Below are 23,316 nucleotides of genomic sequence, written 5' to 3'. Positions count from 1 at the left end.
ATGCTCGCGCAGCACGCCAATGATCTGATCCTCGGTAAATCGGCCTCGCCGCATCACTCGTCTCCATCTGACGAGCTAACTTACCAATGGCATGATTTATGGGGAGCAGGTCAGTATCATGAGGTTGAACATGCTTTGAACACAGGTTCCTATTCTGTGCACGATAAAGCGGTCTAACTGATCCGTGTATTTCTCCCGGCTCGGCCAGTAGGCTGTACATCGGCCAAGCTATGGCAAATAGTATTGGCGCTGTCTCCGTCAGCAGGCATGTCTAACTCGTACACTGCACACATATACGAGTTTAAATAAGCGCCGGATCAACCAATTATTTGAGAGCCGCAAGACGAGATATGCCAAGGAGAAAGACTGGAGAGCGATAAGCTTTGTGCGCGGCGATAACTACGACAGATCCGCGGTGCTTTTGCACGGGTATTCTGAGCTTGCACGCCATTCTTTCACTAGCTGGCGACGGTTACGGGAGTAACGCGCGGCCAATAGCTCAAATTGCACAATCCATTTAGTATCGAATATTCGAAAATCATTATCCGTTTCGCACCATGCCGCTACCATGCGCTTCGCCCCTTCGAAGCCCAACATAATTGGCCAGATGGTTCGCTCTGAATGACCACCGTTCCGGTCTCGATAGGTAATTCTCATCTTGCATTGCTCGCGCAAGGCCCTCCGGCATTGCTGAAGATCGAACCCGCTGGCGAAGGGCTTCCGAGCGCTTCCAACGTAAAAACTCGTATCATCCAGCGCGTTGCGCATCCTCGGTGCGAGGACGCAATGGATTTTCGCCAGCGCGTTGCCGATTGCGTTTGCTAGGGCGGGGTCTGTTTGGCCTGCGACCCACTCCGCGCCGATGACTAGAGCGTCGAGTTCTTCGTCGGTGAAGGACAGCGGCGGGAGGAGAAAACCGGGAGACATGACGTACCCCACCCCCGCCTCCCCATCGATTTCTGCACCCATCGCTTGCAAGGTGACGATGTCGCGCCGGATTGTACGAAGCGACACCCCAGCCTCCTGCGCGAGAACCGAGCCCGAGACAGTTCCGCGGTGTCGACGCAGGATCTGAAGTAGATCGAACAAGCGATGGCTCCGCGACATCGCTACCCGATCGCCACGACAGCTTTACCACGCAGCTTTCGTCCGCCTTCGAGAGCTGCGATCAGAGCAATTGCGTCGCGCAACGGGACAATCTGCGCAACCGGTAGTCGAAAGCCTTTATCACGTGCGGCATGCGCAAGTGTGTCGAGTAGGTCGGCCCGCGGGGTGGCGACGATCGGTTTCACTCGCTTGTCGAACAGCCCGCGCAGAAATCGTATCGGAGTCGGATCGACGGTGGCGAAAGTGCCGCCCTTCCTCAACATTCCTACTCCGACGGCAGTTGACAGCGTTGCCGCGGCATCGAAGACGACATCGAATTTCTCAACGATTTCTGCCGGGTCGGTGACGCGATAATCGTACACCTTCAGTATTTGGAACGAAAGAGCACGATCCATCGATTCGGCGCTGCAACTGCCCGAGACATGTGCTCCGAGCAGGCGTGCGATCTGCACCGCCGCCTCGCCAACGGCACCTGCGCAGCCATTGATGAAGACGTGTTGTCCGGCTTTCAACCTCGCCTTGTCAACAAGAGCGTTCCAGGCGGTGACGCCGGGCGTACCGAGACACGCCGCATCCTCGAACGTCAAGTCGAAGGGCTTCTTGCCGAGCGCGATCTCCTTTGCGAGCGCCGCCTCGCCCAGTGCGCCGGTCTGCTTGAACCGGGCCAGGCCAAATACTGCGTCACCCACCTTAAAACGTGTCACGCCCTTACCGATCGCGGTGACGACGCCCGACAGGTCCATGCCCATACCACGCGGGAACGATCGCCCCGTCACGAGCTTCATCATGCCGTCGCGCATTTTCCAGTCGATAGGGTTAATTGCCGCATAACGGACGGCGACGGCGACTTCGCCCTCGCCCGGTGCATCGAGCGTAAAGTCCTCCAGTCGCATGACCTCGGAACCGCCATATTTGTGGTATTGGATGCGTTGCATGATCGATTGCCTACTAAGTTGAGACATAGGTTTACATGTCCAAGGTGCCAAATACTGTCACCATAGAGGTAAGTCGAAGCTGGAGATGAGCAGGAGTGTTGTTCATCCGTTCGACCATCGCTTCATCCTCAAGACGCGGCTCGGCGAGCCGGTGTTCAACGTCGTTCGCCTCGCAGATCACGTCGAAGCGCGTCTGACGCGACCAGGCGATATTACGGTGGCGTGGCTGCTCGGCAAACAGGGAGCATCTAGTCGAACATTGTGCGATGCAGGACCAGCGACGCCGCGCCTAGCGACGCCGACAGCTCCGGATCGAGCGCCGCCACTATCAACAGCGTCGACGGTGCCCGCACTTCGCGTCGCGCCGGCAGGCTGAATTCTGGCCAGACCATGTCGTCAACGATACGTTGCGCCAAGGGACGCGGCAGACGTCCGCCCAGCACGATCACCTCGCAATCGAGCGTGTAGCGCAGCATCTGGAATAGCCAAGCGAAAGAAGATTGCCGCTCCGCGAGCCAAGCGTCGACGCCCGGCCACGTTAGTTCGAACCGCGTTACAAGATCTGCGATGCCATTGCAGACGACGCCGTGTCGGGCGAGCGTGCCCTGCAGATCCGCGAGGTTCGGCGTCGTAAGATTGGCGAAGTGGAACATGCCTGCGATCTCACCCGCATTGCCATGGCGTCCGCGTATCAGTTGCCCGCCATCGACCAGCCCCGCACCGAGGCCTGCCGCCACGTTGACGTAGCAGAAGCTGGCATAATCGACCCCCGCTCCCAACAACCTTTCGCCGATGGCCGCCGCGTTCGCGAGATTTTCTACCATTGCCGGCATACCGAGTGATCGCCCCACCGTCTCTGCAAGGTCGATTAGCGCCCAGTCGTCCAACTCTGCGCTGGGATTGATAATGCTCGGAGCGGTGAAAAATCCGGCGACGGCGAGTCCGATGCCAACAATACGATCGCGGTTCGGCTGTTCGGCTACGAAAGCGGCCACCGCGCCCAGAATGGCGGCGCGTGTCACGCCGGGCGCGCTAACGTCGCGCCGCGCCCGCACTTCGCCGGCTAGATCGAGCAGGACCACATCTGCGCGATCGGTCATGACCGAAAGACCAAGGCTGAATGCCGCATCCGCGACGATATGCATCATCGTGCTTGGTTGGCCGCGACCTTGAGCGATCGTTTCCCCGGAGCGCAAAAGGCCTGCCGCCTCAAGTTCCTCCGTCGCGCGAAACACTGCAGTACCGGACAGGCCAGTGTCCCGAATGAGATCCGATCGGGACATGCGGCCTTGCCGACGCACCAGCGCCAGCACCCGGCGTGCGCGTTGCGTCAGCCGATACTCCTTCGTCGCCACGGTGCACGCACCTCCATCAACTGTCTGACTATGCCTAGAGATGCCGTCTCGGAACTGTCAAATTAATACCATACAGACCGATATGTAATAGGCGGCAGGGGTTTGGTGTGGGGTTTTCGGGGCGAGCGATGATGCTTGGAGCAGCGATGGGCGCCACTGGTGGCGTTGCCCTGCCCGGCAGTGCGTTGGGACAACACGTCGCGCCGACGCCCGAAACACCAGCCGCAACGGACCGTGGCGATATCGTCGTAACCGGCTTCCGCGCGTCGCAGCGCTCAGCGACGAAAGCGAAAAGGGACGCGTCCGTCATCCTCGATGCGGTATCGCAGGATGACGTGGGTCGGCTGCCCGATCTTAATATCGTCGAGGCAAGCCGCCGGATCACAGGTGTCTCCGTCGTCGGCGGTGCCGATCCGACCAAAAACCGCGACATCTATCAGCGTGCAACGATCCGGGGCCTCGATCCACGCTACAATCTCGTCACGATTGACGGCATCCCGCTGGCCTCGCCTGATTGGATCTATCGTGGCGCCCGGCTCGACATGCTGCCCGCATCGTTGGTCGCGCGGATCGAGGCGATCAAAAGCGTCAGCGCGCAATATGACCCCCACGCGCTCGGCGGTCAGATCAACATCGTTTCCAAAAGCGCGTTCGACCAGAATGGCCGACATTTCTTTGTAGCCAATGCCAACGGTGGCTACAACGACACAGCCGGCAAGCTGGTGCGCGGCGGGGGCGCCGCTATCCGCGCCGACGCTACCGCATCAACGCTCTTCGGCCCGGGCGACCAGTTCGGCGTCGTCGCGTCTGTCGAATATCAGCGCCTGCCATCGACTGCGCGCGCGGAACTGCCCGGCGACACCGCTGGCGCAGGGTGGAGCTATTTCACCCCTGCCGGCGCACGCACCGCCTTTCCCAACCTTTCAACCGGCGCGATCTCGCCCGTACGCAACCAGGATTATTTCTTCGAGAACATGCGCACCCGCCTGTCGGGCAATTTGAAGCTGGAATGGCGGCCGGACGAGACGACGCAGCTGTCGGTGTTCGGCGGCTATTATCACGATACCGACACCGAAACTCGCTACGAGGCGCTGACGCTCGCTACCGGCGCGCCAACCGTAATTACGCCGACCAGCGGCCGTTTTGCGCAGGGGGACACGCAGCAAGGACTTACCTATCAACCGGTGACGCGCAACACGTGGCTGATCGATGCCAAGGGCCGGCACGATTTCGGCAACCGGCTGATTCTGGACACGACGCTCGCCCGTTCGAAAGCCACGTACCGCGAAAACCGTCAGATGATAAAATACGACGCCAACCCGCGTGCCGGCGCTGCATCGAACGGCTATTCGGCCGCCTTCGGCTATGCATATCAAATCATTGACGGTCGCCCCCGCCTTACGCTCAACAATTTGACGACCGCAGCCAGTCCGGATGCGTATCGCGCGCTGTACTTTCGCGACATCGACCGAGATCTCGATTCGACGACCGACTTCGTCAAGGCGAACCTTGGCTATAATGCCGGTGCGGGCGATCGTGGACTTGGCGTCAACGTCGGGACGGCGGTGACGCGAACCGATTTGTCCTACGATCAACGTTATCTCGAATATGTCCCCGGGACTGCGGCTAATCAGGCGGCATTCGGCACGCTGAACGGGATCCTCTATCAGCGGGCGCCCGCCACCTACGAAACGCCAGGTACGCCTTATTTGCTGGTGAACCGCACGGGCGCATGGCAGCGGTTCGAGGCCAACCGAGCCCTGTTCATCGCAACCGACCAGAACGCCAATAATTTCGCTGACGATTTTCACGATTTGGAAACGGTGAAAGCCGGCTATTTCCAAGGTGTTTTCCGCGACGATAACTTCGACGTGCAGGCAGGCGTCCGCTACGATGACACCAGCCTGACCGTCGAAACCAATCAGGCCCCGACCGCGAAGGGCGCGACCGCGTACGAACACGTGCGGCGTAGCACCGGATACCATTTCTGGTTGCCTTCCGCTCTTGCAACCTTCGAGCTGGGCGACGGCATGCGACTGCGCGCAGGCGTGTCCAAGACTATCGGTCGACCCGACTATAGCCAATATGCCGCTCGAACGACCTTCGGCGTCGGCACGGACGGCACGCTCACAGTCAGCACCGGTAACCCTAACCTCAAGCCCCGTGAGGCGTGGAACTATGATCTTTCCTACGAATGGTATCTTGGCGGTGCGGGACTGATTTCGGTCGCCGGCTTTGCCAAGGAGATCCGTAACGAGATATTCACGTCCACCCAACAGGGACCGGCTACCCTATTTCAGGGCACGACCTATCAAACGGTCTTTGTCAGCACTCCGCGCAATGCCACGCGAGCGCGCGTCAAGGGGCTGGAAGTCAGCTATACGCTCGACAAGATCGCAGTCGTCCCGGGGCTTGGCATAAACGCCAATTTCACGCTGCTCGATGGCTCGTTCAATCAGCCAGTGAGCGCGGCAGGTGTCGCATCTGGCTTGCCGACGGTGCGTCGCAGCAGCGGGCTGATACAGCAACCCGAATCTATCGCTAACCTCACGACCTTCTACGTCACCGGCCCGATCGAGCTTCGAGCCTCCTACAACCGCATCGGCCGGGCCTTGCAATCCGTCGACGGGGATACGCCGACGCGCGACCTTTATCAGGAACCGCGCCAGCAGATCGACGTACAGGCACGCGCCACCGTGCGGCCGGGCGTTGAATTGGTCGGGCAGATCCAGAACCTGACCAAGGAGCCGTTCATCGTCCGTCAGGGGCTCGACCGCGAGCTCGTCAACTACTTCTTCCCGGTCGGTCGCACCTTCTGGCTCGGCCTGTCGTGGAAGCCAGGGCTGTGAAGGTGGCAGGGCTGGCCGCGGCGGTGCTTGTGGTAATCGGCGTCGCGTCGCCAGCAGCGGCACAGCGGACCGGCGATCAGGTCCGCGTGGTGCTGAAGTTCGTCAAGCGTGCGGCAGGCGCGGGGGTACGGTTCGATCCCGCAACCTGCGCTGCCTGCTCGCCGATCACGGATGCGAACTGGAATGCAGACAATGACCGCGAAACCGTTATCGCGCTGTGGATCCCGCGGATGCGCACGCTCGAATTGGGCTTCGATCATGGTGCCGCCAACGTCCGCCGCGTGATCCTCGAAGGTGGTGACGTACCGTTTAACCGGGAGGGTAACCGGCTGACGGTTGCCATGCCGCCGGTGGCAGCCGAGGCGGTCACCGCGGCGGAGGTGGCAACGCATATCGTAGAGCCAGGGATGGTACTGCGCTTCGAGCATGCCGATCCCGCGCGCCGCGCCGGTGTCTATGCGCAGGGTCTTTTCCCCGCTGTGCAGCGGGCCGCTGCCAACGCGCTCGAATTCGCGCAGCGCGAGGTCGTGCGCGAACTGGGTCTGGGCGAATGGGTAGAGCGAAACCACCTCGGCCGCATCCAGATCATGGGTTTCGACACCAACGCTCCACATGACCATCGCGATGCCCCGCCGCACATCCACATGCATCTGCGCTGGCCTGACAACACGGGAACGCAAATCGGCCATTACTATATCGGGGAGGATGGCCTGCTGAGCCACAATGTTGTTGGCGTAAAGGGTTCGGGCGCGCCGCAGCATCGGTTCGGGCGTGGCCAGCCATTCACGACGGTCGCGCCTGACGGGCGAGCGATCTACACCCACCGCATTACGCCGGAGGGGTGGCTGGAACTCGGCCGCGCAGGTGCAGCGCCTTGCGTGATCCGCCCGTCAGGCAATGGCGGCTTCGCGGCCGGCGCCAGCGTCGCCTGCCCGGGCATGGCACCGCGACGGATCGCGGTTGCGGACGATCTGGCTGCCGGTGTTCTGACCGTCGACACCGACACGGTTCGCGAGGTGTTTCGCTACGATCGCGATACTGGCGCGCTGCTGTCACCGAGCGCCGTGCCCGTCCCACCGCCCTCGGTCTTCGTCAACGACGGCTGATACATTCCAGAAATTGCGCCGGCGCTCGCAATACTGCTGTCCGCATTAGCGCCAGAAGCCAGTGTTAATCACGGTCCGTGGAGCCCCTGTTGGCGCCTGCATGGGCCATCCGACAATTCGTATAAAAGGGTGATATCCATGATCAAATTGAGCAGTATGATCGCTGCGCTTGCGACATTTGCGGTCGCGGTCGTGCCGACGGCGGTATCGGCCTACGAGGTTATAGCCCATCGCGGCGTGTATCATGACACCGATACCAATCAAACCATCGCCGAAAACTCGTTCTACGCCGTTGTACGGGCCCACGACTTGGGTATGCGTGGAGTTGAATTAGATCTACGGCTCGATAGCAGCAACGACGTTTTGGTTGCCCATGACTTGGTCTCCAATCGTGCGACGGTTGCAGATAATGATGGCGGCAAAATGAACTCAATTGACGTCGCTCTCGGTCTGCAAGCGGCGCCAGCAGCACTCCATTTATCCGCCCATAACTATGCATTCTGGACGAATGTCGACCTCAAGAATTACGGACGTAATGCGCAACTCGTCCATAATACGAGGGTAACCGGCGATGTATCGCACATGCAAAATCTTGGTTCGTTAATATATAATCTCAAATCATTCCGCGCCCAGGTTCTGAATGATCCAAACTTTATGATAATCCTGGACGTTCAAGACCCGTTAATATTGGAGCTAGCGGCGGGCATTATAAAGCAAAATAACCTCGGCAGTCATTTTTATCTAAAGTTCTTCGCGAGCAAGGCTTTGTACAATACTCCGCAGTTTAAATATAATGGCGCTGACACATGCTATACGTATGCCAAGGCCAATAATCTCACCGGTCTCAACATAATTCCTCAGATCAACGATGGCGAACTCGACATCGACGAGGATGACGACGCCGGCATTCTCGCCTTCGAGACCCGTCTGACGCCCGCCCAGTATCTTCAATGTTGGGCGGATGCGCAGGCGCAGCATCCTGACGCCGCAAGGATGCCGATCGTCAGCGCCAGCGTACCTGCTAACAAGCCTGGGGCGAAAGCGGCCGCTGGTGACACGATAAGTTGGGCGCATGCACATGGCCGAAAGACAATGACCATCGTGCCCAATCCCGATGCCGGTCGGCTGGTCAATGGCACCTGCCAGCTCTTTTCGTTCCAATCGAATAATGTTACCGCGGCGCGGTTCAACATGGCAGCCCGTCAGGCAAAAACAGAATTCGCCGCAAATTCGTTGATTAGACCGGACTATATCGTCTGGGATGTGATGGGCGATTATCTACACGGGAAATACCATACCGACTTCAATACCTATACCGCCAACCTCTGCTGACCACTGGGCCGGGCACGGGTGTTCCGTGTCCGGCCTGACAGGATAACCTGTTCTATGAACAGATTTGTCGATCGAAGCCGTTTCCTGATTGCAGGTGCAGCCGCATTCTTCGTCCTGGCCACTGGCGGAGCCTGTCTCTGGTGGGAATCGACGGACGCGGCGCCACAACCAGCGGACGATGCGATCAGGGTTGTGTCCGTGGCGGACTTACGACCAGCGCCAGCGCTGGCATCCGCCACGCCGCAACCAGCGTTGCCCGACCCTTCTGCCGCGCCTGACCGCGACACCGAAGCCCTTCTAAGCCGATTAATGGAAGACGATGTGGCAAACAGCCGACAACGCATGCGCGAACGGCAAGAGCAACCATCGGTTCCGGCATCAACGGTGCCCGCAACTCCAGGCGATACCGTGCCAATGGCCTGGCCCCCCTAATGCGCGAACAACTAAAGGGCGGAGCATTGGTTTGCCGATAAACAACGGCAAGGGAGAACATTTGCGAACGACCGGCGGGAATATCCGGAATCCGCGATCCTGATAGGCTTACTGCGAACCGATGATCCAGCTTTGGTGAAACTTGCAGATCACCTGCGTCTGGACGTGACGTGCTCACTCTTGTTCAAACCGGCTTGGAATCGTCGGCGCAGATTGGGGTTTTCCAGCAGATCGGACATGAACAAGGTCCGTTCGATGCTGCCGATTTCCTGATGGGCGATGTCGGTCTGGTTTTGATTCCCGTAACTTCAGCGACGAGCCGTGATGGAGGATGCCATCGAGTAGATAGGACCGCCTCATGCGTTGCCGTGGAGATGACGGTGACGCTGTACGGGCAGGCTGATCGAAGACATGGGTGTAGAAGTTGAATTCGGGATCGACGCCGTACCGCGCGTTGATATCGCCGACTGCCATCCGCTTGCCGCCACAAAAACTGACCATCCAAACTCGCTGTGGTACCCTTCTCCTGCTGGGCCGGTTGGTAGCCGATTATGCGCGTCGATGATGGTGGCAAGCGCGCGGTGATAATTGTCCTTCCAAACATACGTATCCTTCGTCGAGACCAACTTGTCGCGACTGCCCCCCTCCCTGATGCGGCGGCCATGCGGGCGAGCTCGAGATTGGTGGCGTTGGCGAGAATGGCCGCAAGCAGCGCATTCTTGTTGTCGCCCCGCCGCCCGGTTCGCAGGTTAGTGAAGCCGGTTGCGCTGGCGGCGTCGTGGAGCATCTGAGTAATCCTGATCAGGCGCGGCTGTTCATCCGTTCGAACATCGCTTCACCCTGACGACGGGTTTCCGCCGATATCCCGATCAGGATCTCGTCCTGACCCGTCGCCAGCTTTGCCAGCGCGTCCGTCGCGAACGCTTCCGCCGACATCATCGGTCGGCTCGTCGTCCCGCCGCTTCTCGCGTTGCCACCAAGGCCCGTATCCACGATCGGCGGGGCTAACTCGACCACCTTGACGCTCGTCGAGCGAAGCTGATGACGAAGGCTGAGGGTGAAAGAGTGGATCGCCGCCTTCGTGGCAGAATATACTGGTACGTCGGCCATCGGCGAGAAGGCGAGGCCTGAGCTGACGTTGACGATCCAAGCCTGATCCTGCCGCGTCAGTGCGGGCAGAAGTTCGGCGATCAGGTGAATCGGTGCCGTCAGGTTAATCGCAATTTCCTGATCAAGCGCAGCGGTCGCCGTTTCGCCGTTAAAGTCCCGTCGATGCTGCACCCCGGCATTGTTGATGAGGACGTTGAGGTCGGGATAATCGGCCGCCAGCCAGTCGACCAGTTCGTGGCGGCTCGGTGCATCGGCCACATCGCAGACGCGCGTTATCAGAGCAGGAACTGTAACCCTCGCGTGTTCGAGGCTCGCCTCGTTTCGTCCGCAGATTATGACCCGATTGCCCGATGACGAAAGTCGCGTCGCAAGAGCCAGGCCGATGCCGGTTGCGCCACCCGTAATCAAGATCGTGTTGCCGCTAAGTTTCATGTCGAACGTCTTCCCTACTAAAGTAAGGCATGTCAGCGACGTTGGAGGGCTCGCGGACACACCTTTCCGATCGGCATGCCGATCCAGGTGTCGCGGATACCTCGAAGAGGAAGAGTTGCCGTCCATGGATGACGACGACCGGGCTACCATCCGGTCAGCACTCTTTCGACGAGGCAGTAATACCAAAGGCGGCTAAGGGCTGCAATTGCTCCGACGATGCGGTGAGCGCTTTCGACGACGAAATGCTCCGAGCTGTTAGGTTCGTGCATCGTGCAGCGAGGGCTTCAGGCGCACGCGTTTCGACTTCAGCCCAACGGCTTGATCTCACCTGCTATCGTCAGCAATGCGCGCAAGCCTGCAGGCACCTGTCGCCGTCCGGAATAATAAAGGTAAAAGCCCGGCCCCGTGGTCGACCAGTCAGTCAGCACGAGGCGCAGGTTGCCATCGGCGACATGCCTGGCAAAAAGAGCTTCAAGGCCGAACGTCAGACCTGCACCATTCAGTGCCATCGCCAGGGTAGATCGACTATCGTCGGCGGTCATCGCGCTTTTGATAGGCACATCAAAGTCGCCGTCAGGCCCCTCGAATTCCCAGCGGTAGATACTGTCGTCACCGAGCCGAACTCCCAGGCAGCGGTGATGCTTCAGCTCATCAGGGTGCGTTGGCGTGCCATGTTCCTCCAGATAACCGGGGGATGCCGCGACTACCCATCTGAGGTCGGCGGAAAGACGTTGCGCAATCATGTCTTCGGGGACGGTGCCGCCATAACGAATACCTGCGTCGAACCCCTCGCCGACGACATCGACGATGCGATTGCTCGATACCAGATCGACCTCAATATCAGGGTGACGGCGAGACAGTTCGGCAAGCACAGGACCAAGCACAAGCGTTACCGCATCGACCACGGCGTTGATGCGGATTTTCCCGCCAGGAGAGGCGCGGAGCTGATCGAGGTTTTCGAGTGCGGAGCCGATGTCAGCAAATGACCCGGAGACCGACTGCTCCAGCGCCTTTCCAGCCGACGTCAAGGTTACGGATCGGTTGGTCCGGTTGATCAGTCGGACACCCGCGCGCTCTTCGAAACTCTTGAGAGCATGGCTGACCGCTGAGGCAGACACGCCAAGCTCGAGGCCGGCCCGACGAAGATTGCGATGCCGCGCGATCGCTAGGAAATAGGCAAGGTCGGTAAGGTTGGTGCGGGTGACAAGCATCCCTGATGTTGAACCAGATTCAGTATCGCATCAAGCTGCTGACGGGTAACCTACTCCTGTTGAAAGCGTTTAATGGTCCTGACCGGCGCCTGTTGGCGCGCCCATGGAGGATCGCCGATGGCCAGTGAGACTTTTCAATTGTCCCGAAGGGAGATGCTGATGAGCAGCGCCACTACTGCGGCAGTATCCGCCATCGTGAGCGAAACGGCCGACGCCGCGCCGGCCGCGCAAGCCCTGCCGACATACAGGGTCGCCATGAGCGTGAACGGAACATCCCAAGCGCTGACGCTCGATCCGCGTACGACCCTGCTCGATGCGCTGCGCGAACAGCTACATCTCACCGGCACCAAGAAGGGCTGTGACCACGGGCAGTGCGGAGCGTGCACGGTCATCGTCAACGGTGAGCGTATCAATGCCTGTCTCAGCCTCGCCGTCCAGCATGAGGGCGATGCCGTAACAACTATCGAAGGGCTCGGCACACCCGAGCGTCTGTATCCGATGCAAGCCGCTTTCGTGAAGCATGACGGATATCAGTGCGGTTACTGCACCCCGGGGCAGATTTGCTCTGCCGTCTCCGTTCTCGAAGAAATTAAGCGAGGCATTCCTAGCCACGCGCAGGCCGACCTTATGGCGGCCCCGCAGCCTACCGGCGCCGAAATGCGGGAGCGGATGAGCGGCAACATCTGCCGCTGCGGTGCCTATTCCAACATCGCTGAGGCGATGGCCGACGTCGCAGGAGATCGCGCGTGAAAAGCTTCACTTACGAGCGGGCAACGACGCCTGCCGACGCGGCTCGGATGGTCGCGAGCCATCCCGGTGCACGGTTCCTGGCGGGCGGTACCAACCTGCTTGATCTGATGAAGCTCGAGATCGAGACGCCGACCCATCTGGTCGACGTGCAGGATCTTAAGCTCGACCGGATCGAGCCGACCGACGCTGGTGGGCTGCGGATCGGTGCGTTCGTCAGTAACACCGCGTTGGCGAGCGACGAGCGGGTACGACGCGACTATGGCGTGCTCAGTCGCGCCATCGTCGCAGGTGCCTCGGGCCAGCTGCGGAACAAGGCGACGACCGCGGGCAATTTGCTTCAGCGAACGCGGTGCCCGTATTTCTACGACACCAACCAGCCCTGCAACAAGCGCAGGCCCGGCTCGGGTTGCGCTGCGATCGGTGGCTATTCCCGCCAGCTTGCCGTCATCGGATCGAGCGAGTCGTGCATTGCGACCTATCCGGGCGACATGGCGGTCGCGATGCGCGTGCTCGATGCAACAGTCGAGACGGTGAAGGCGGACGGGAAGACACGATCTATACCGATGGGCACCTTCCATACGCTCCCGGGTGACACGCCCGAGCGCGACAACGTGCTCGATCACGGCGAACTCATCACCGCGGTGACGTTGCCGCGTCCGGTTGGTGGTACGCAGGTTTACCGCAAGGTGCGTGACCGGGCGTCCTATGCGTTTGCGCTCGTGTCGGTCGCTGCCATCGTCCAGCGCGACGGGAGCGGCCGCGTAGCATTCGGTGGTGTCGCCCATCGGCCTTGGCGCGTGGAGGCTGCGGAGGCAGCGATGCCCCGCGGCGCGGCCAATATGGCGAAAGCGGTCTTTGCCGACGCACGGCCGACCGACGACAACGCATTCAAGATCCCACTCGCGACGCGCAGCCTCGCGGCGGTCATTGCAGAGGTGAAGCCATGATCTTCGACACACCCGCAGGCGCCAACCCGACCGACCGGATGAAGGTGCTCGGGAAGCCACTCGATCGCTACGAAGGGCATCTGAAGACCACCGGCACCGCCACCTATGCTTATGAATGGCAGGATGTCGCGCCCGGATTCGCGTATGGCTACATCCTGGGCGCCGCGATCGCCAAGGGGAGGATCACGACGATCGATACGCGTGACGCTGAGCGGGCGCCCGGCGTGGTCGGCGTCGTCACATATCTGAATGCCGGCAAGCCCGGGGTGGGCAAGTTCTACGTCCAGAAGATGCTCGCCGCGCCGGAAGTCGACCATTATCATCAACCGGTCGCCGTCGTCGTTGCGGAAACGTTCGAGCAGGCTCGTGCGGCAGCGGCGCTGGTGCGGGTCGACTATCAGCGGACGGCGGGGCGGTTCGATCTGACCGCGCAGAACGGCAGCGCGCCTGTTCCGCCGGAAGGCGAGTTTGGCGGCCCCAACGAGAAGCAGGTCGGCGACTTCGCCAAGGCGTTCGCCGCAGCGCCGGTCAAGGTCGACGAGACCTATACCGTGCCCGACCAGGCGCATGCGATGATGGAGCCACACGCATCGATCGCAAAGTGGGACGACGACCGCGTGACGTGCTGGACGTCGATCCAGCAGATGAACTGGGGAACGCGCGACCTCGGGCTAATCTTGGGTATCCCCAAGCAGAACGTCCACCTGATCTCGCCCTACATAGGTGGCGGCTTCGGCGGTAAGGGGACCGTGCAGATCGATCTGGCGCTGGCGGCGATCGCGGCGCGCGTGGTCAAGCGCCCGGTGAAGATCGCGCTGCAACGTCCGATCATGTTCAACACCACGATCCACCGGCCAAAGACGATTCAGCGCGTGCAGTTGGGGGCAGGCCGTGACGGGCGGCTGACGGCCATCGGTCATGACAGCCTGTCGGGTAACCTCGTCGGTGGGCGGACCGAGCCGACCGTGACCTCGACGCGGACGCTGTATGCGGGCGCGAACCGGCTGACCCGGATGCGGCTTGCCACGCTCGACCTTGCCGAAGGCAACGCGATGCGGGCGCCGGGCGAAGCACCTGGCCTGATGGCACTGGAGGTCGCGATGGACGAGCTGGCGGAAAAGCTGAAGATGGATCCGATCGAGCTTCGCGTCGTGAACGACACGGAGGTCGACCCCGAAAATCCCAGCAAGCCTTTCTCGACCCGAGCCTTCGTCCGTTGCCTGCGGGAGGGCGCCGAACGTTTCGGCTGGGACAAGCGCCAGAGCAAGCCCGGCGCGGTCCGCGAAGGGCAATGGCTGATCGGTATCGGGATGGCAGGAGCGATCCGTGGCGGCAAGATCGCCAAGGCCGGCGCGCGGGCCCGGCTCGATCGGCACGGCGTCGTGACGATCGAGACCGACATGACGGATATCGGCACCGGCAGCTACACCGTCGTCCAGCAAACCGCGGCCGAGATGATGGGCGTCACGCCCAACCGCATTGTGGTGAAGCTCGGTGACTCAACCTTTCCGGAAACGCCGGGATCGGGCGGGCAGCAGGGCGCGCCTTCCGTGACGGCTGGCGTCTACGCAGCGTGTATGAAGCTGCGCGAAACCGTCGCTCAGCGCCTCGGCTTCAACACCGCCGACGTCGACTTCGCAGACGGGCAGGTGCGCAGCGGCAACCGTTCGGTGAAGCTCGCCGACGCGGCCAGCGATGGCGAGATCGTGGTCCAGGAGCTGATGGAGTTCGCCAAGCTCGCCGATCAGTTCCAGCAGCAGACCTTCGGGGCGCATTTCGTCGAGGTCGCGGTCGACGCCTATACCGGCGAGGTCCGGGTGCGGCGCATGCTTGCGGTCTGCGCGGCCGGGCGGATTCTCAACGCCAAGACCGCGCGCAGCCAGGTGATCGGTGGCATGGTGATGGGCGTCGGTGCGGCGCTGATGGAGGAGATGGCGATCGACAAGCGCTTCGGGTTCTTCGTGAACCACGATCTCGCCGGCTATGAGGTGCCGGTGCACGCCGATATCCCGCATCTCGACGCCTTCTTCATCGACGAGGTCGATCCGACGATCTCGCCGGTTAAGGCCAAGGGCGTTGGCGAGCTGGGCCTGACCGGGGTGGCTCCGGCGGTCGCCAACGCGATCTACAATGCGACTGGCGTTCGCGTGCGCCAGTATCCGATCACGCTCGACAAGCATCTCGACGCACTGCCGGCGCTGACGTGATTACGGTCTATCGGAGTCGCCATTGGAGGTGCAACCGAACATGAGCGGCAACCAACGAAGCGAACCGTACCCGTTCTTGTCATTGAGCCGTCGCGGACTTCTGGAATTTGAGGTCGCTTAAGACCTAGGTGTTGCTGACTCAACGGTTAACATCGTCGGCACGCGGGGTGTATCTGCATCATAGTTTGCCTTAACTGGCGTCGCCCACCTCATGCATCATTCGGTAGACGCGACCAAGCGGTCGCGTCTACCATAGCGGACCGCCCATATCCGGTTGCGATGTTCCAGTGCCGCCGCGCCGATCGTGAGCAGGTCGCGCAGCGAACGGGTCGTGCTCATTGCGTGTTCCATGCTCGGCCGAATGGGTCATCCAACGCATCGAGCAGCATCATCGCGGCACGCGCGATATCAGATACGTAGGCGAAGTCCCGGCCATGCCGTCATTTTCTCATATCGGCACTTATGGGAAAGCGCACCTACTGCGACAAATGCTCAGTAGGTGCCCGAGTGATCCCAGAAATCGCAGCGGTGGAAGGCGGCAAACTTGCCTGACTCCATCTTAGCGCCAGTAAGCTTGAAGCTCATTACTTCATCGCGCTTGGCGTCGAACCGGTTCCATTCCGTCCGGGAAGGAAGATCGCTGACGTGCGCAAAATAGTCGACCATCTGGTCCGACAGCTTTTCCTGCAACGGGTTGAGCTTCACCGTCACATCGGCCCCACCCCGGAAACCGGGGAAGATGTAAGCCAACTCATAGGTGTGCGACGCCAAAAGCGGAAAAGTGGTCGGGGCGACGTAGGTTGGCGCGGTACCGTCGCTGAACTCATAAGCGTACACCGGGATTTTGTCGGCCAGCCAGCGGTTCAGGGTGCGTCCCGTGCAGGCGAACAGGCTGTCCGTCGCAGCCGCGGCGAACGCCTCGCTGGGGCTGTCGTAGCGGTCGAGCGGATATTCGAGCGCGACCTTGGGAGCGAGCGCCGCGCCAAACTGGCGCTTCAGCCAGACCGGATAGTCCGCCACCGTCATCGCCTTGCCGGAGGCCAGTTCGGGGAGCGCGACGAAGAACCGCCCTTCATCGTGGGTATTGCCGTTGACCAACGTCACATGATTGATCCGGCCTGTCCGATAGGCATCTGCCGGATGTATCGGCAACACGGTGCCATCGATGATTGCCTCGTTGAGTAGATAGTTGGTCTGGGTATCAAGAACGCGCTTGGTCGGCAGCGCGCGCAGACAGGCGGCGGTGTCGGCCGTGCACCCGACTTCCTTCGCCAACTGGTCACCAAGCACCTCAGCGAGCGCCAGCGGCCGCGGCGCACCGAATGCCGGGTAGCGTTTTATCTCACCGGCACCGCTCATCGCGATCGCGTGCTGGAAGGTGCCTGCAGCCAAAGGGGACGCGATCTGGAGCATCACGCTGTTGCCGCCCGAGGACTCGCCGGCAATCGTCACGTTGGTCGGATCACCGCCAAATGCGGCGATATTCTGCTTGATCCAGCGTAGCGCCGCCTGCTGATCCAGCAGCCCGTAATTGGCGGATGGATGACCCTCGCTGTCGAGCGCCTTCTGCGCGAAGAAGCCGAACACGCCGAGACGATAGTTCAGAGTGACTACAACCGCCTTGCCGCGCAGCGCCATCTTGGTCGCGTCATAATCCGCCCCTTGTCCGACCTGGAGCGACCCGCCGTGGATCCAGACGAACACGGGCAGCTTCTGCCCCGCCTGCGCTGCGGACGCACTGCGATAGACGTTGAGATAGAGGCAATCCTCGCTCCCGCCGGCGCGCGCGAACACACCGAGATCGGCGTTCTGCGCGCAGCTTGACGCAACGGTGTTTGCCTTTCGTACGGCGGTCCATGGCTTCAACGGCTGGGGCGGCTGCCAGCGCAAAGGGCCAACTGGCGGGGCCGCGAACGGGACGCCGAGCCAGCTTTGCAGGTCACTGCCGGCGACACCGGACAGCGGACCTTGAGCGGTTACGACATCGAGACCCGACTGGGCAGCGACGGGTGCCGCGCCGAACATGCTCAGCGAGGCAAGGGTAGCGGCTACAGTGTGTCGCAGGATCATCGTCAACGGCATTCGTTTTCCTCCGGGGGTCGGCAGAAGCCGATAAATTTTATTCAGCATCTGTCGCCTCGAGCGGGTGCCGTCGGCACGCCGCCCCGTCCCCCCTGGCACGCAAGTGGCCTGTCCCGCCTCGACGGGACTGTCCGCTTAACATTCGCAGCGTGTCGGGAGCGTTACGGAAAGGGCAATATTCGAAATCGACAAACTTGCCGTCACACCGGAAAGGGACGTGCCGATAATAGCAGCCCGTCCCTTGTCCCGGCGCGAATAGAGATTTCGCATATTTTTACTAACGATTGACCATCTTCATGCCCTGCGCGGAATAACGCTCACCCTGGACAGGGATAGCGGCAAGGATGGCGGCAAGCTTCTGCAGATCGTCAGGGCTCAACTCGACAGAGGCGCCTCCGACATTCTCCTGAAGACGGTGAAGCTTGGTCGTACCGGGGATCGGCACGATCCAGGGCTTCTGCGCCAGCAGCCATGCGAGCGCGACCTGCGCCGGCGTCACACCTTTGGCCTCTGCCAGCGATCCGATCTCCTCGGCCAGCTTATGGTTCGCGGCTCGTGCCTCAGCCTGGAAGCGAGGCAGCGAATTGCGGATATCGCCCTCGGGGAAGCTGGTGCCGGCATCGATCTTGCCCGTCAGGAAGCCCTTGCCCAGCGGGCTGAACGGCACAAAGCCAATGCCGAGCTCCTCGAGGAGCGGCAGGATCTCGGCCTCTGGATCTCGCGTGAACATCGAATATTCGCTCTGGAGCGCCGCCACTGGCTGCACAGCGTGAGCGCGCCGGATCGTCTGGGCGCCCGCCTCCGACAGACCGAAATGCTTGACCTTGCCTTCTGCGATGAGGTCCCGAACCGCACCTGCCACCTCATCGATCGGCACATCCGGATCGACGCGGTGCTGGTAGAAGAGATCGATGCGATCGGTCTTCAATCGCTGCAACGACTGATCTGCGACGATCCGGATGCGCTCGGGGCGGCTGTCGAGCTGGCCCGTACGCGGACTACCGTCCTTCCAACCGAATTTGGTCGCGATTACGACCTGATCACGGAACGGAGCAACCGCCTCGCCCAGCACTTCCTCGTTCTCAACGCCGTAAGCCTCGGCGGTATCAAAGAAGGTCACGCCCAAGTCATGGGCGCCGCGGATCAAGGCGACTGCATCGCTGCGCTCAGTGGCAGCTCCATAGCCGAACGACAGCCCCATGCAGCCGAAGCCTAGGGCGGATACCTGAAGTCCGTTCGTGCCGAGTAAGCGTTTGTCCATCTGTCTTTCTTTCGCGGTCATTGTCGGGGCATGCGGTAGAGATCTGATGTGGGCCCGGCCCGGCCAGAAGATTACCACCGGATTTCGGGAAGGACCTATAAGCGGTTCTGATAAATCAATGATCAGGATACAGCTGAAGGGGCGGTTCGGCTCAACAAGGCGATCGGCACCGCAGCCAAAAGGATTGCGGCACTGGCGAGGAACTCGGTCTGCGGGCCGAAGGCATCGTAGATGATGCCACCGCCGGCAGCTCCGGCCATGATCGAGAACTGCACGATCGCGACGACCAGCCCGCCACCTGCCTCCGGATCATCGGGTGCCGCACGCGTAACCCAGGTCCACCAGCCAACCGGTGCGGACGTGGCGAACAGGCCCCAAAGAGCGAGCAATGCTGCGACAATCGCAACCGAGCTGCCAAACATCGTCAGCCCGACGGCAACCAGCGCCAGAACAGCAGGGAATACCGCAAGCGCGAGGTGAAGCTTCCTGCCGATCACCCGACCAACAAGCATCGTTCCGATAAAGCCGGACACCCCGATCAGCAGAAGCAGCGAAGAAAGAGTGCTGACGCCAACCCCTGTGACCCGCTCAAGGAAGGGGCGCAGGTAGGTGTAGAGCGAATATTGCCCCATGAAGAAAAGCGCCGAACCAAGGAGACCGATCAGCACCGACCGGCGACGGAGCAGGGTCATGAAGCCTGTGCCGCTTGTCCGCTCCCGATACGGAAGGCGGGGAAGCGACACTGCCTGCCAGATGACTGCCGCGACGGCCAACGGCACGACGCAGAAGAACGCGCCGCGCCAGCCGATCAGGCCGCCAAGGAAGCTGCCAGCTGGCGCGCCAACCACTGCTGCAATGGCACTGCCGCCATTAAGCACGGCCAGCGCCTTCGGAACCGATGCAGGCGGCACGAGACGCATCGCGATCGCTGCGGACATCGACCAGAAGCCTCCAATCGCTATGCCGAGTAACGCACGCCCGGCCATCAGCAACGCGTAGTTCGGTGCCAGCGCCACCAGCGAACCGGAGACGACGAGGAGTGCCGTCAGCGCGAGCAGCACGTGACGTCGATCGCGTCGGCCGATCACCCGGCTGAGTGACAAGCTGGCGACCATCGCGAAGAGCCCGGAGATGGAGATAGCCTGTCCGGCCTGGCCCTCTGTCAGGTGCAGGTCGTGTGCGATCGGGCTGAGCAGGCTGATCGGCATGAACTCCGAGGCGACCAGCACGAAGGTGCAAAGCGTCATCGCATAGAGCGCGCCCCAGGCGGCCGGAGACGAGGAAGTGGCGTCGATGTCGACGTCAGCGCTGGCCGTGATGCTGGCCATGATCGATGTCCTTCAACTTTGGTGAGCGAGCGCGGGCGGCATTCGTTACGGCGCCGGCATTGGCAGCTTAAGCTTCGTGATCGCGGAAGTGCCGGAGAAGGCCTTTTTCCAGCCGGCAATGTTAAAGCCAGATGAGCCATTGCCTTGCCGAGCGGCGCCTCGGTCAAACCGTTCTCCGGCACACGTTGGAATTGGAAGCCGAGTTGCGCCGCATCGCCATCGGCCGTGAGCGAGACAATGGCGACGACCCCACTGCACCGGTTCGCGTCAGCTCGCGCCTGGCCAGGCCATTGGATTGCTCGGAATTCGTTTCGTGCATTGGAGACCCTTTTGCCGCCGGCAGAGCCCTGACGGGGGCGCCTGACTGCGATGCAAACGTAAGCCCGAAACGTTCTACGGATTAGACGCTAAGTTCCGCATGCTCTTATCAGATGTGCTTATCAGTGAACGGTTAGGCCCGGTAGCGCAGTGCATCGACCACGAGCGCGAACGCTGCCGAAGGCTGACGTCTGCTAGAATAGAAGAGGTGGAAGCCAGGGTATGATGGGCACCAGTCTTCCAGCACCGTGCAGAGCGTTCCCGCTGCAAGGTGCGGTTGCGCAGCTTCCTGCGGCATGAACGAGAATCCGAGACCATCCAGTGTCGCCTCCAGGATCAAGGCCAGCGTGTTGAACACGCACTGGCCTTCGACGCGAACGTTGATCTCGTGGCCGTCTTTCTCGAACTCCCACGCATACAGCCCACCGTGCGTGGGCAGGCGTAAGTTGATGCAGGCATGTGCCAGAAGACCCTGCGGGGTGGTCGGTGCTACCCTGTCCTGCAGATAGGCCGGCGCCGCGACGACGATCATACGCTGTTCGGGCCCGATCGGCACGGCGATCATGTCTTTGGCGACCATCTCACCCAGGCGAACGCCGGCGTCATAGCGCTCGGCGACGATGTCCGTCAGGCCATAGTCCGTGATGATCTCCACGTTCACGTCCGGATAGGCTTTCAGCAAGGGGGCAAGCCGCGGCCAGACGGCTGTTCTGGCAGCATGCTCGGCGGAGGTGATGCGGATCGTACCGGCAGGAGTTTCCTTCAGCGCACTGAGCGCTGCGATCTCTGCGCGGATCTCCTCCAGTTTGGGTGAAACCCGTTCAAGCAGTCGGGCGCCTGCATTTGTCGGCGCCACGCTGCGTGTCGTGCGGTCGAGCAAGCGAATGCCGATCCGCGCTTCAAGCGCTCGCACCGTCTGGCTCAGCGCCGATTGCGATACCCCGAGCAGGGCTGCGGCACGCGTGAAGCTGCCCTCGCGCGCGACCGTCAGCAGCACCTCCACGTCGTCGAGCTTGGCCTGAGCCATTAAGAAGCAATCCTTATAAGGGTATCCCGATTGCCGCCTCTAATCGCAGGCAAGCGCAAAGGCCACATGTCGAGCAGCGGCGGGAAACCGCCGGGCGAAAACAAGGGTAGCATTCATGAGGTGTCGCAAGCCTGGGCGAGGGGCGAACAGCTGGCTGGCGATCGCTTCCCCCTGCCGTCAGCCTGGCCTTACCCGGTGGCGTAGAGAGACTGCGTCGCTGCAGGCGGTGCAGCCTCTTTGGCGCTGAAACCGGCGAGAGCATTATCCTCAGATCGTTGAATAGAGAGACTATGCCGCAGGCAGCCACCATATCCCGCGACGCCGCACCGATGAAGGTCGTGGTGGTGCTCAGCGCCATGATGGCCTTTGCGTCTATCTCCACCGACATTTACCTGCCGGCTCTCCCGACATTGAAGCAAGCGTTCGCGGAAAGCTCCGCAAACGTGGAATGGACCCTGTCAGGGTTTCTCGTCGGGTTCAGCATTGGGCAGCTCCTCTGGGGGCCGATCAGCGACCGGTACGGTCGCCGCTTGCCCATGCTGGCAGGCATTGTCCTTTTCATCATCGGGTCGATCGGCTGTGCCGCAGCGACGACGCTCTGGCATCTGATTGGCTGGAGGGTAATCCAGGCCGCAGGTGCCTGCGCCGGGCCAGTGATCGCACGCGCGATGGCGCGGGATCTCTACGGTCGCGACCGCGCTGCGCAGCTCCTCTCCACCCTGATGCTGGTGATGGGGATTGCACCGCTACTTGGTCCACTGGTCGGTGCCCAGGTTCTTCACGTCGGCAGCTGGCGCACGCTGTTCTGGATGCTCGCCGTCATCGGTGCCGTCATGATTGCAGCGGTGTGGCGACTTCCGGAGTCGCTACCTGCCGACCGGCGATCGACTACGCCGATACAGGCAGCGCTGGCCTGCTATGGCGTACTGCTCCGGAACCAGACCATCATGGCTTATGCATTTGCCAGTGGCTTCTACTATGCCGGCCTCTATGCGTATCTCGCTGGTACGCCCTTTGCCTACATTACATACTACAAGGTTCCTGCCGACGCTTACGGCCTGCTGCTCGGGCTGGGCATCATCGGGCAGATGGCGCTCAACCTTATCAACCGGCGTTATGTCGTGCAGCTCGGAAGCGAGCGGATGTTCCGTTGGGGCGCTACGCTCGTCGCTGTATCGGGGCTGTGGTCGGGTGCTGCGGCGTGGACTGGCGTCGGCGGACTGCCGGGTCTGGTCGTGCCGTTGTTCGTGTTCCTGTCGGCAAACGGGCTGTTTATCGCCAATGCCGTTGCCGGAGCGATGGACGCACAGCCGGACCGTGCTGGTGCGACATCGGCGCTGGTCGGCTCGATCCAGTTCGGCAGCGGCATCTTTGGGTCGGCGCTGGTCGGCTGGTTTGCTGACGGGACACCCCGATCGATGGGCGCGGTTATCGCCGTCACGGGGGTTTGTAGCGTCATAGCTGCCCAATTCGTTAGCCGTAAAACGCGTTCGACCGCGGCGATAATTCAGCAATGTTAGTGACGGT

At 61.3% G+C, this 23,316-nt stretch carries 17 protein-coding genes and 1 pseudogene; 7 read left to right on the top strand and 11 right to left on the bottom strand.

The annotated features are described in order from the left end of the window. Positions 1-399 precede the first annotated feature (399 nt). The 3 genes from C8J43_RS19775 to C8J43_RS19765 all read right to left on the bottom strand — a co-directional run bounded on the left by C8J43_RS19775 (position 400) and on the right by C8J43_RS19765 (position 3,397). Complete coding sequence (locus C8J43_RS19775; RefSeq protein ID WP_207893463.1) at positions 400-1,089, bottom strand: YafY family protein; 690 nt, start codon at positions 1,087-1,089, stop codon at positions 400-402. A gap of 20 nt (positions 1,090-1,109) precedes the next feature. Continuing rightward, positions 1,110-2,042 carry an NAD(P)-dependent alcohol dehydrogenase gene (locus C8J43_RS19770; protein ID WP_133032326.1) on the bottom strand — a complete coding sequence of 311 codons (933 nt, stop codon included), beginning with the start codon at positions 2,040-2,042 and terminating at the stop codon, positions 1,110-1,112. A gap of 248 nt (positions 2,043-2,290) precedes the next feature. Beyond that, the gene (locus C8J43_RS19765; protein WP_133032325.1) at positions 2,291-3,397 is read right to left on the bottom strand and encodes an ROK family transcriptional regulator; all 1,107 of its coding nucleotides are present in this window, start codon (positions 3,395-3,397) and stop codon (positions 2,291-2,293) included. A 146-nt stretch (positions 3,398-3,543) separates the two neighbouring features. On the opposite strand from C8J43_RS19765, the gene C8J43_RS19760 reads away from it, so the two are divergent. The 3 genes from C8J43_RS19760 (at position 3,544) to C8J43_RS19750 (ending at position 8,684) form a co-directional block, all read left to right on the top strand. After that, positions 3,544-6,246 (top strand): TonB-dependent receptor, encoded by a 2,703-nt coding sequence (locus C8J43_RS19760; RefSeq protein ID WP_165899704.1) that lies wholly within the window; start codon positions 3,544-3,546, stop codon positions 6,244-6,246. Between the two features lie 2 nt (positions 6,247-6,248). After that, entirely contained in the window at positions 6,249-7,352 is a 1,104-nt protein-coding gene (locus C8J43_RS19755) for a hypothetical protein (protein WP_207893462.1), read from the top strand. 138 nt (positions 7,353-7,490) lie between these two features. Then, a complete protein-coding gene (locus tag C8J43_RS19750) occupies positions 7,491-8,684 on the top strand; it encodes a hypothetical protein (protein ID WP_133032323.1) in 1,194 nt (397 codons plus the stop codon). Positions 8,685-9,289: 605 nt separating this feature from the next. Here C8J43_RS19750 and C8J43_RS19745 read toward each other — a convergent pair. The 3 genes and pseudogenes from C8J43_RS19745 to C8J43_RS19735 form a co-directional block, all read right to left on the bottom strand. Beyond that, positions 9,290-9,394: pseudogene (locus tag C8J43_RS19745) on the bottom strand (Tn3 family transposase); the annotation flags it as partial. A 523-nt stretch (positions 9,395-9,917) separates the two neighbouring features. Further along, positions 9,918-10,658, bottom strand: a complete 741-nt coding sequence (locus C8J43_RS19740; RefSeq protein ID WP_133032322.1) for an SDR family oxidoreductase — start codon at positions 10,656-10,658, stop codon at positions 9,918-9,920. A gap of 305 nt (positions 10,659-10,963) precedes the next feature. Next, the gene (locus tag C8J43_RS19735) at positions 10,964-11,869 is read right to left on the bottom strand and encodes a LysR family transcriptional regulator (protein ID WP_133032321.1); all 906 of its coding nucleotides are present in this window, start codon (positions 11,867-11,869) and stop codon (positions 10,964-10,966) included. A 117-nt stretch (positions 11,870-11,986) separates the two neighbouring features. On the opposite strand from C8J43_RS19735, the gene paoA reads away from it, so the two are divergent. The 3 genes from paoA to paoC are packed head-to-tail and all read left to right on the top strand — an operon-like array spanning position 11,987 to position 15,773. Then, positions 11,987-12,619, top strand: a complete 633-nt coding sequence (paoA, locus tag C8J43_RS19730) for an aldehyde dehydrogenase iron-sulfur subunit PaoA (RefSeq protein WP_133032320.1) — start codon at positions 11,987-11,989, stop codon at positions 12,617-12,619. After that, positions 12,616-13,566, top strand: a complete 951-nt coding sequence (locus tag C8J43_RS19725) for a xanthine dehydrogenase family protein subunit M (protein WP_133032319.1) — start codon at positions 12,616-12,618, stop codon at positions 13,564-13,566. The genes paoA and C8J43_RS19725 overlap by 4 nt, the downstream gene beginning before the upstream one ends. Then, positions 13,563-15,773, top strand: coding sequence for an aldehyde oxidoreductase molybdenum-binding subunit PaoC (gene paoC / locus C8J43_RS19720; protein WP_133032318.1), 2,211 nt, complete (start codon positions 13,563-13,565; stop codon positions 15,771-15,773). The genes C8J43_RS19725 and paoC overlap by 4 nt, the downstream gene beginning before the upstream one ends. 216 nt (positions 15,774-15,989) lie before the next feature. Here paoC and C8J43_RS22605 read toward each other — a convergent pair whose 3' ends face one another. From C8J43_RS22605 to C8J43_RS19700, 5 genes are all read right to left on the bottom strand, one after another. Next, positions 15,990-16,112 carry a hypothetical protein gene (locus C8J43_RS22605; protein ID WP_279388851.1) on the bottom strand — a complete coding sequence of 41 codons (123 nt, stop codon included), beginning with the start codon at positions 16,110-16,112 and terminating at the stop codon, positions 15,990-15,992. A gap of 153 nt (positions 16,113-16,265) precedes the next feature. Then, positions 16,266-17,855 (bottom strand): carboxylesterase family protein, encoded by a 1,590-nt coding sequence (locus C8J43_RS19715; protein WP_165899703.1) that lies wholly within the window; start codon positions 17,853-17,855, stop codon positions 16,266-16,268. 277 nt (positions 17,856-18,132) lie between these two features. Beyond that, positions 18,133-19,116, bottom strand: coding sequence for an aldo/keto reductase (locus tag C8J43_RS19710; RefSeq protein ID WP_133032334.1), 984 nt, complete (start codon positions 19,114-19,116; stop codon positions 18,133-18,135). A 122-nt stretch (positions 19,117-19,238) separates the two neighbouring features. After that, a complete protein-coding gene (locus C8J43_RS19705) occupies positions 19,239-20,444 on the bottom strand; it encodes an MFS transporter (RefSeq protein ID WP_133032316.1) in 1,206 nt (401 codons plus the stop codon). A 451-nt stretch (positions 20,445-20,895) separates the two neighbouring features. Further along, positions 20,896-21,789, bottom strand: coding sequence for a LysR family transcriptional regulator (locus C8J43_RS19700; protein ID WP_133032315.1), 894 nt, complete (start codon positions 21,787-21,789; stop codon positions 20,896-20,898). A gap of 329 nt (positions 21,790-22,118) precedes the next feature. Between C8J43_RS19700 and C8J43_RS19695 the strand changes: the two genes are divergently transcribed. After that, positions 22,119-23,309, top strand: coding sequence for a multidrug effflux MFS transporter (locus tag C8J43_RS19695; protein WP_243645694.1), 1,191 nt, complete (start codon positions 22,119-22,121; stop codon positions 23,307-23,309). Positions 23,310-23,316 lie beyond the last annotated feature (7 nt).

It is taken from the genome of Sphingomonas sp. PP-CE-1G-424, assembly GCF_004341085.1.
Lineage (GTDB): Bacteria > Pseudomonadota > Alphaproteobacteria > Sphingomonadales > Sphingomonadaceae > Sphingomonas.
The sequence above is the reverse complement of the archived record's forward strand: the minus strand, read 5'-3'. Positions and strand labels throughout refer to the sequence as shown.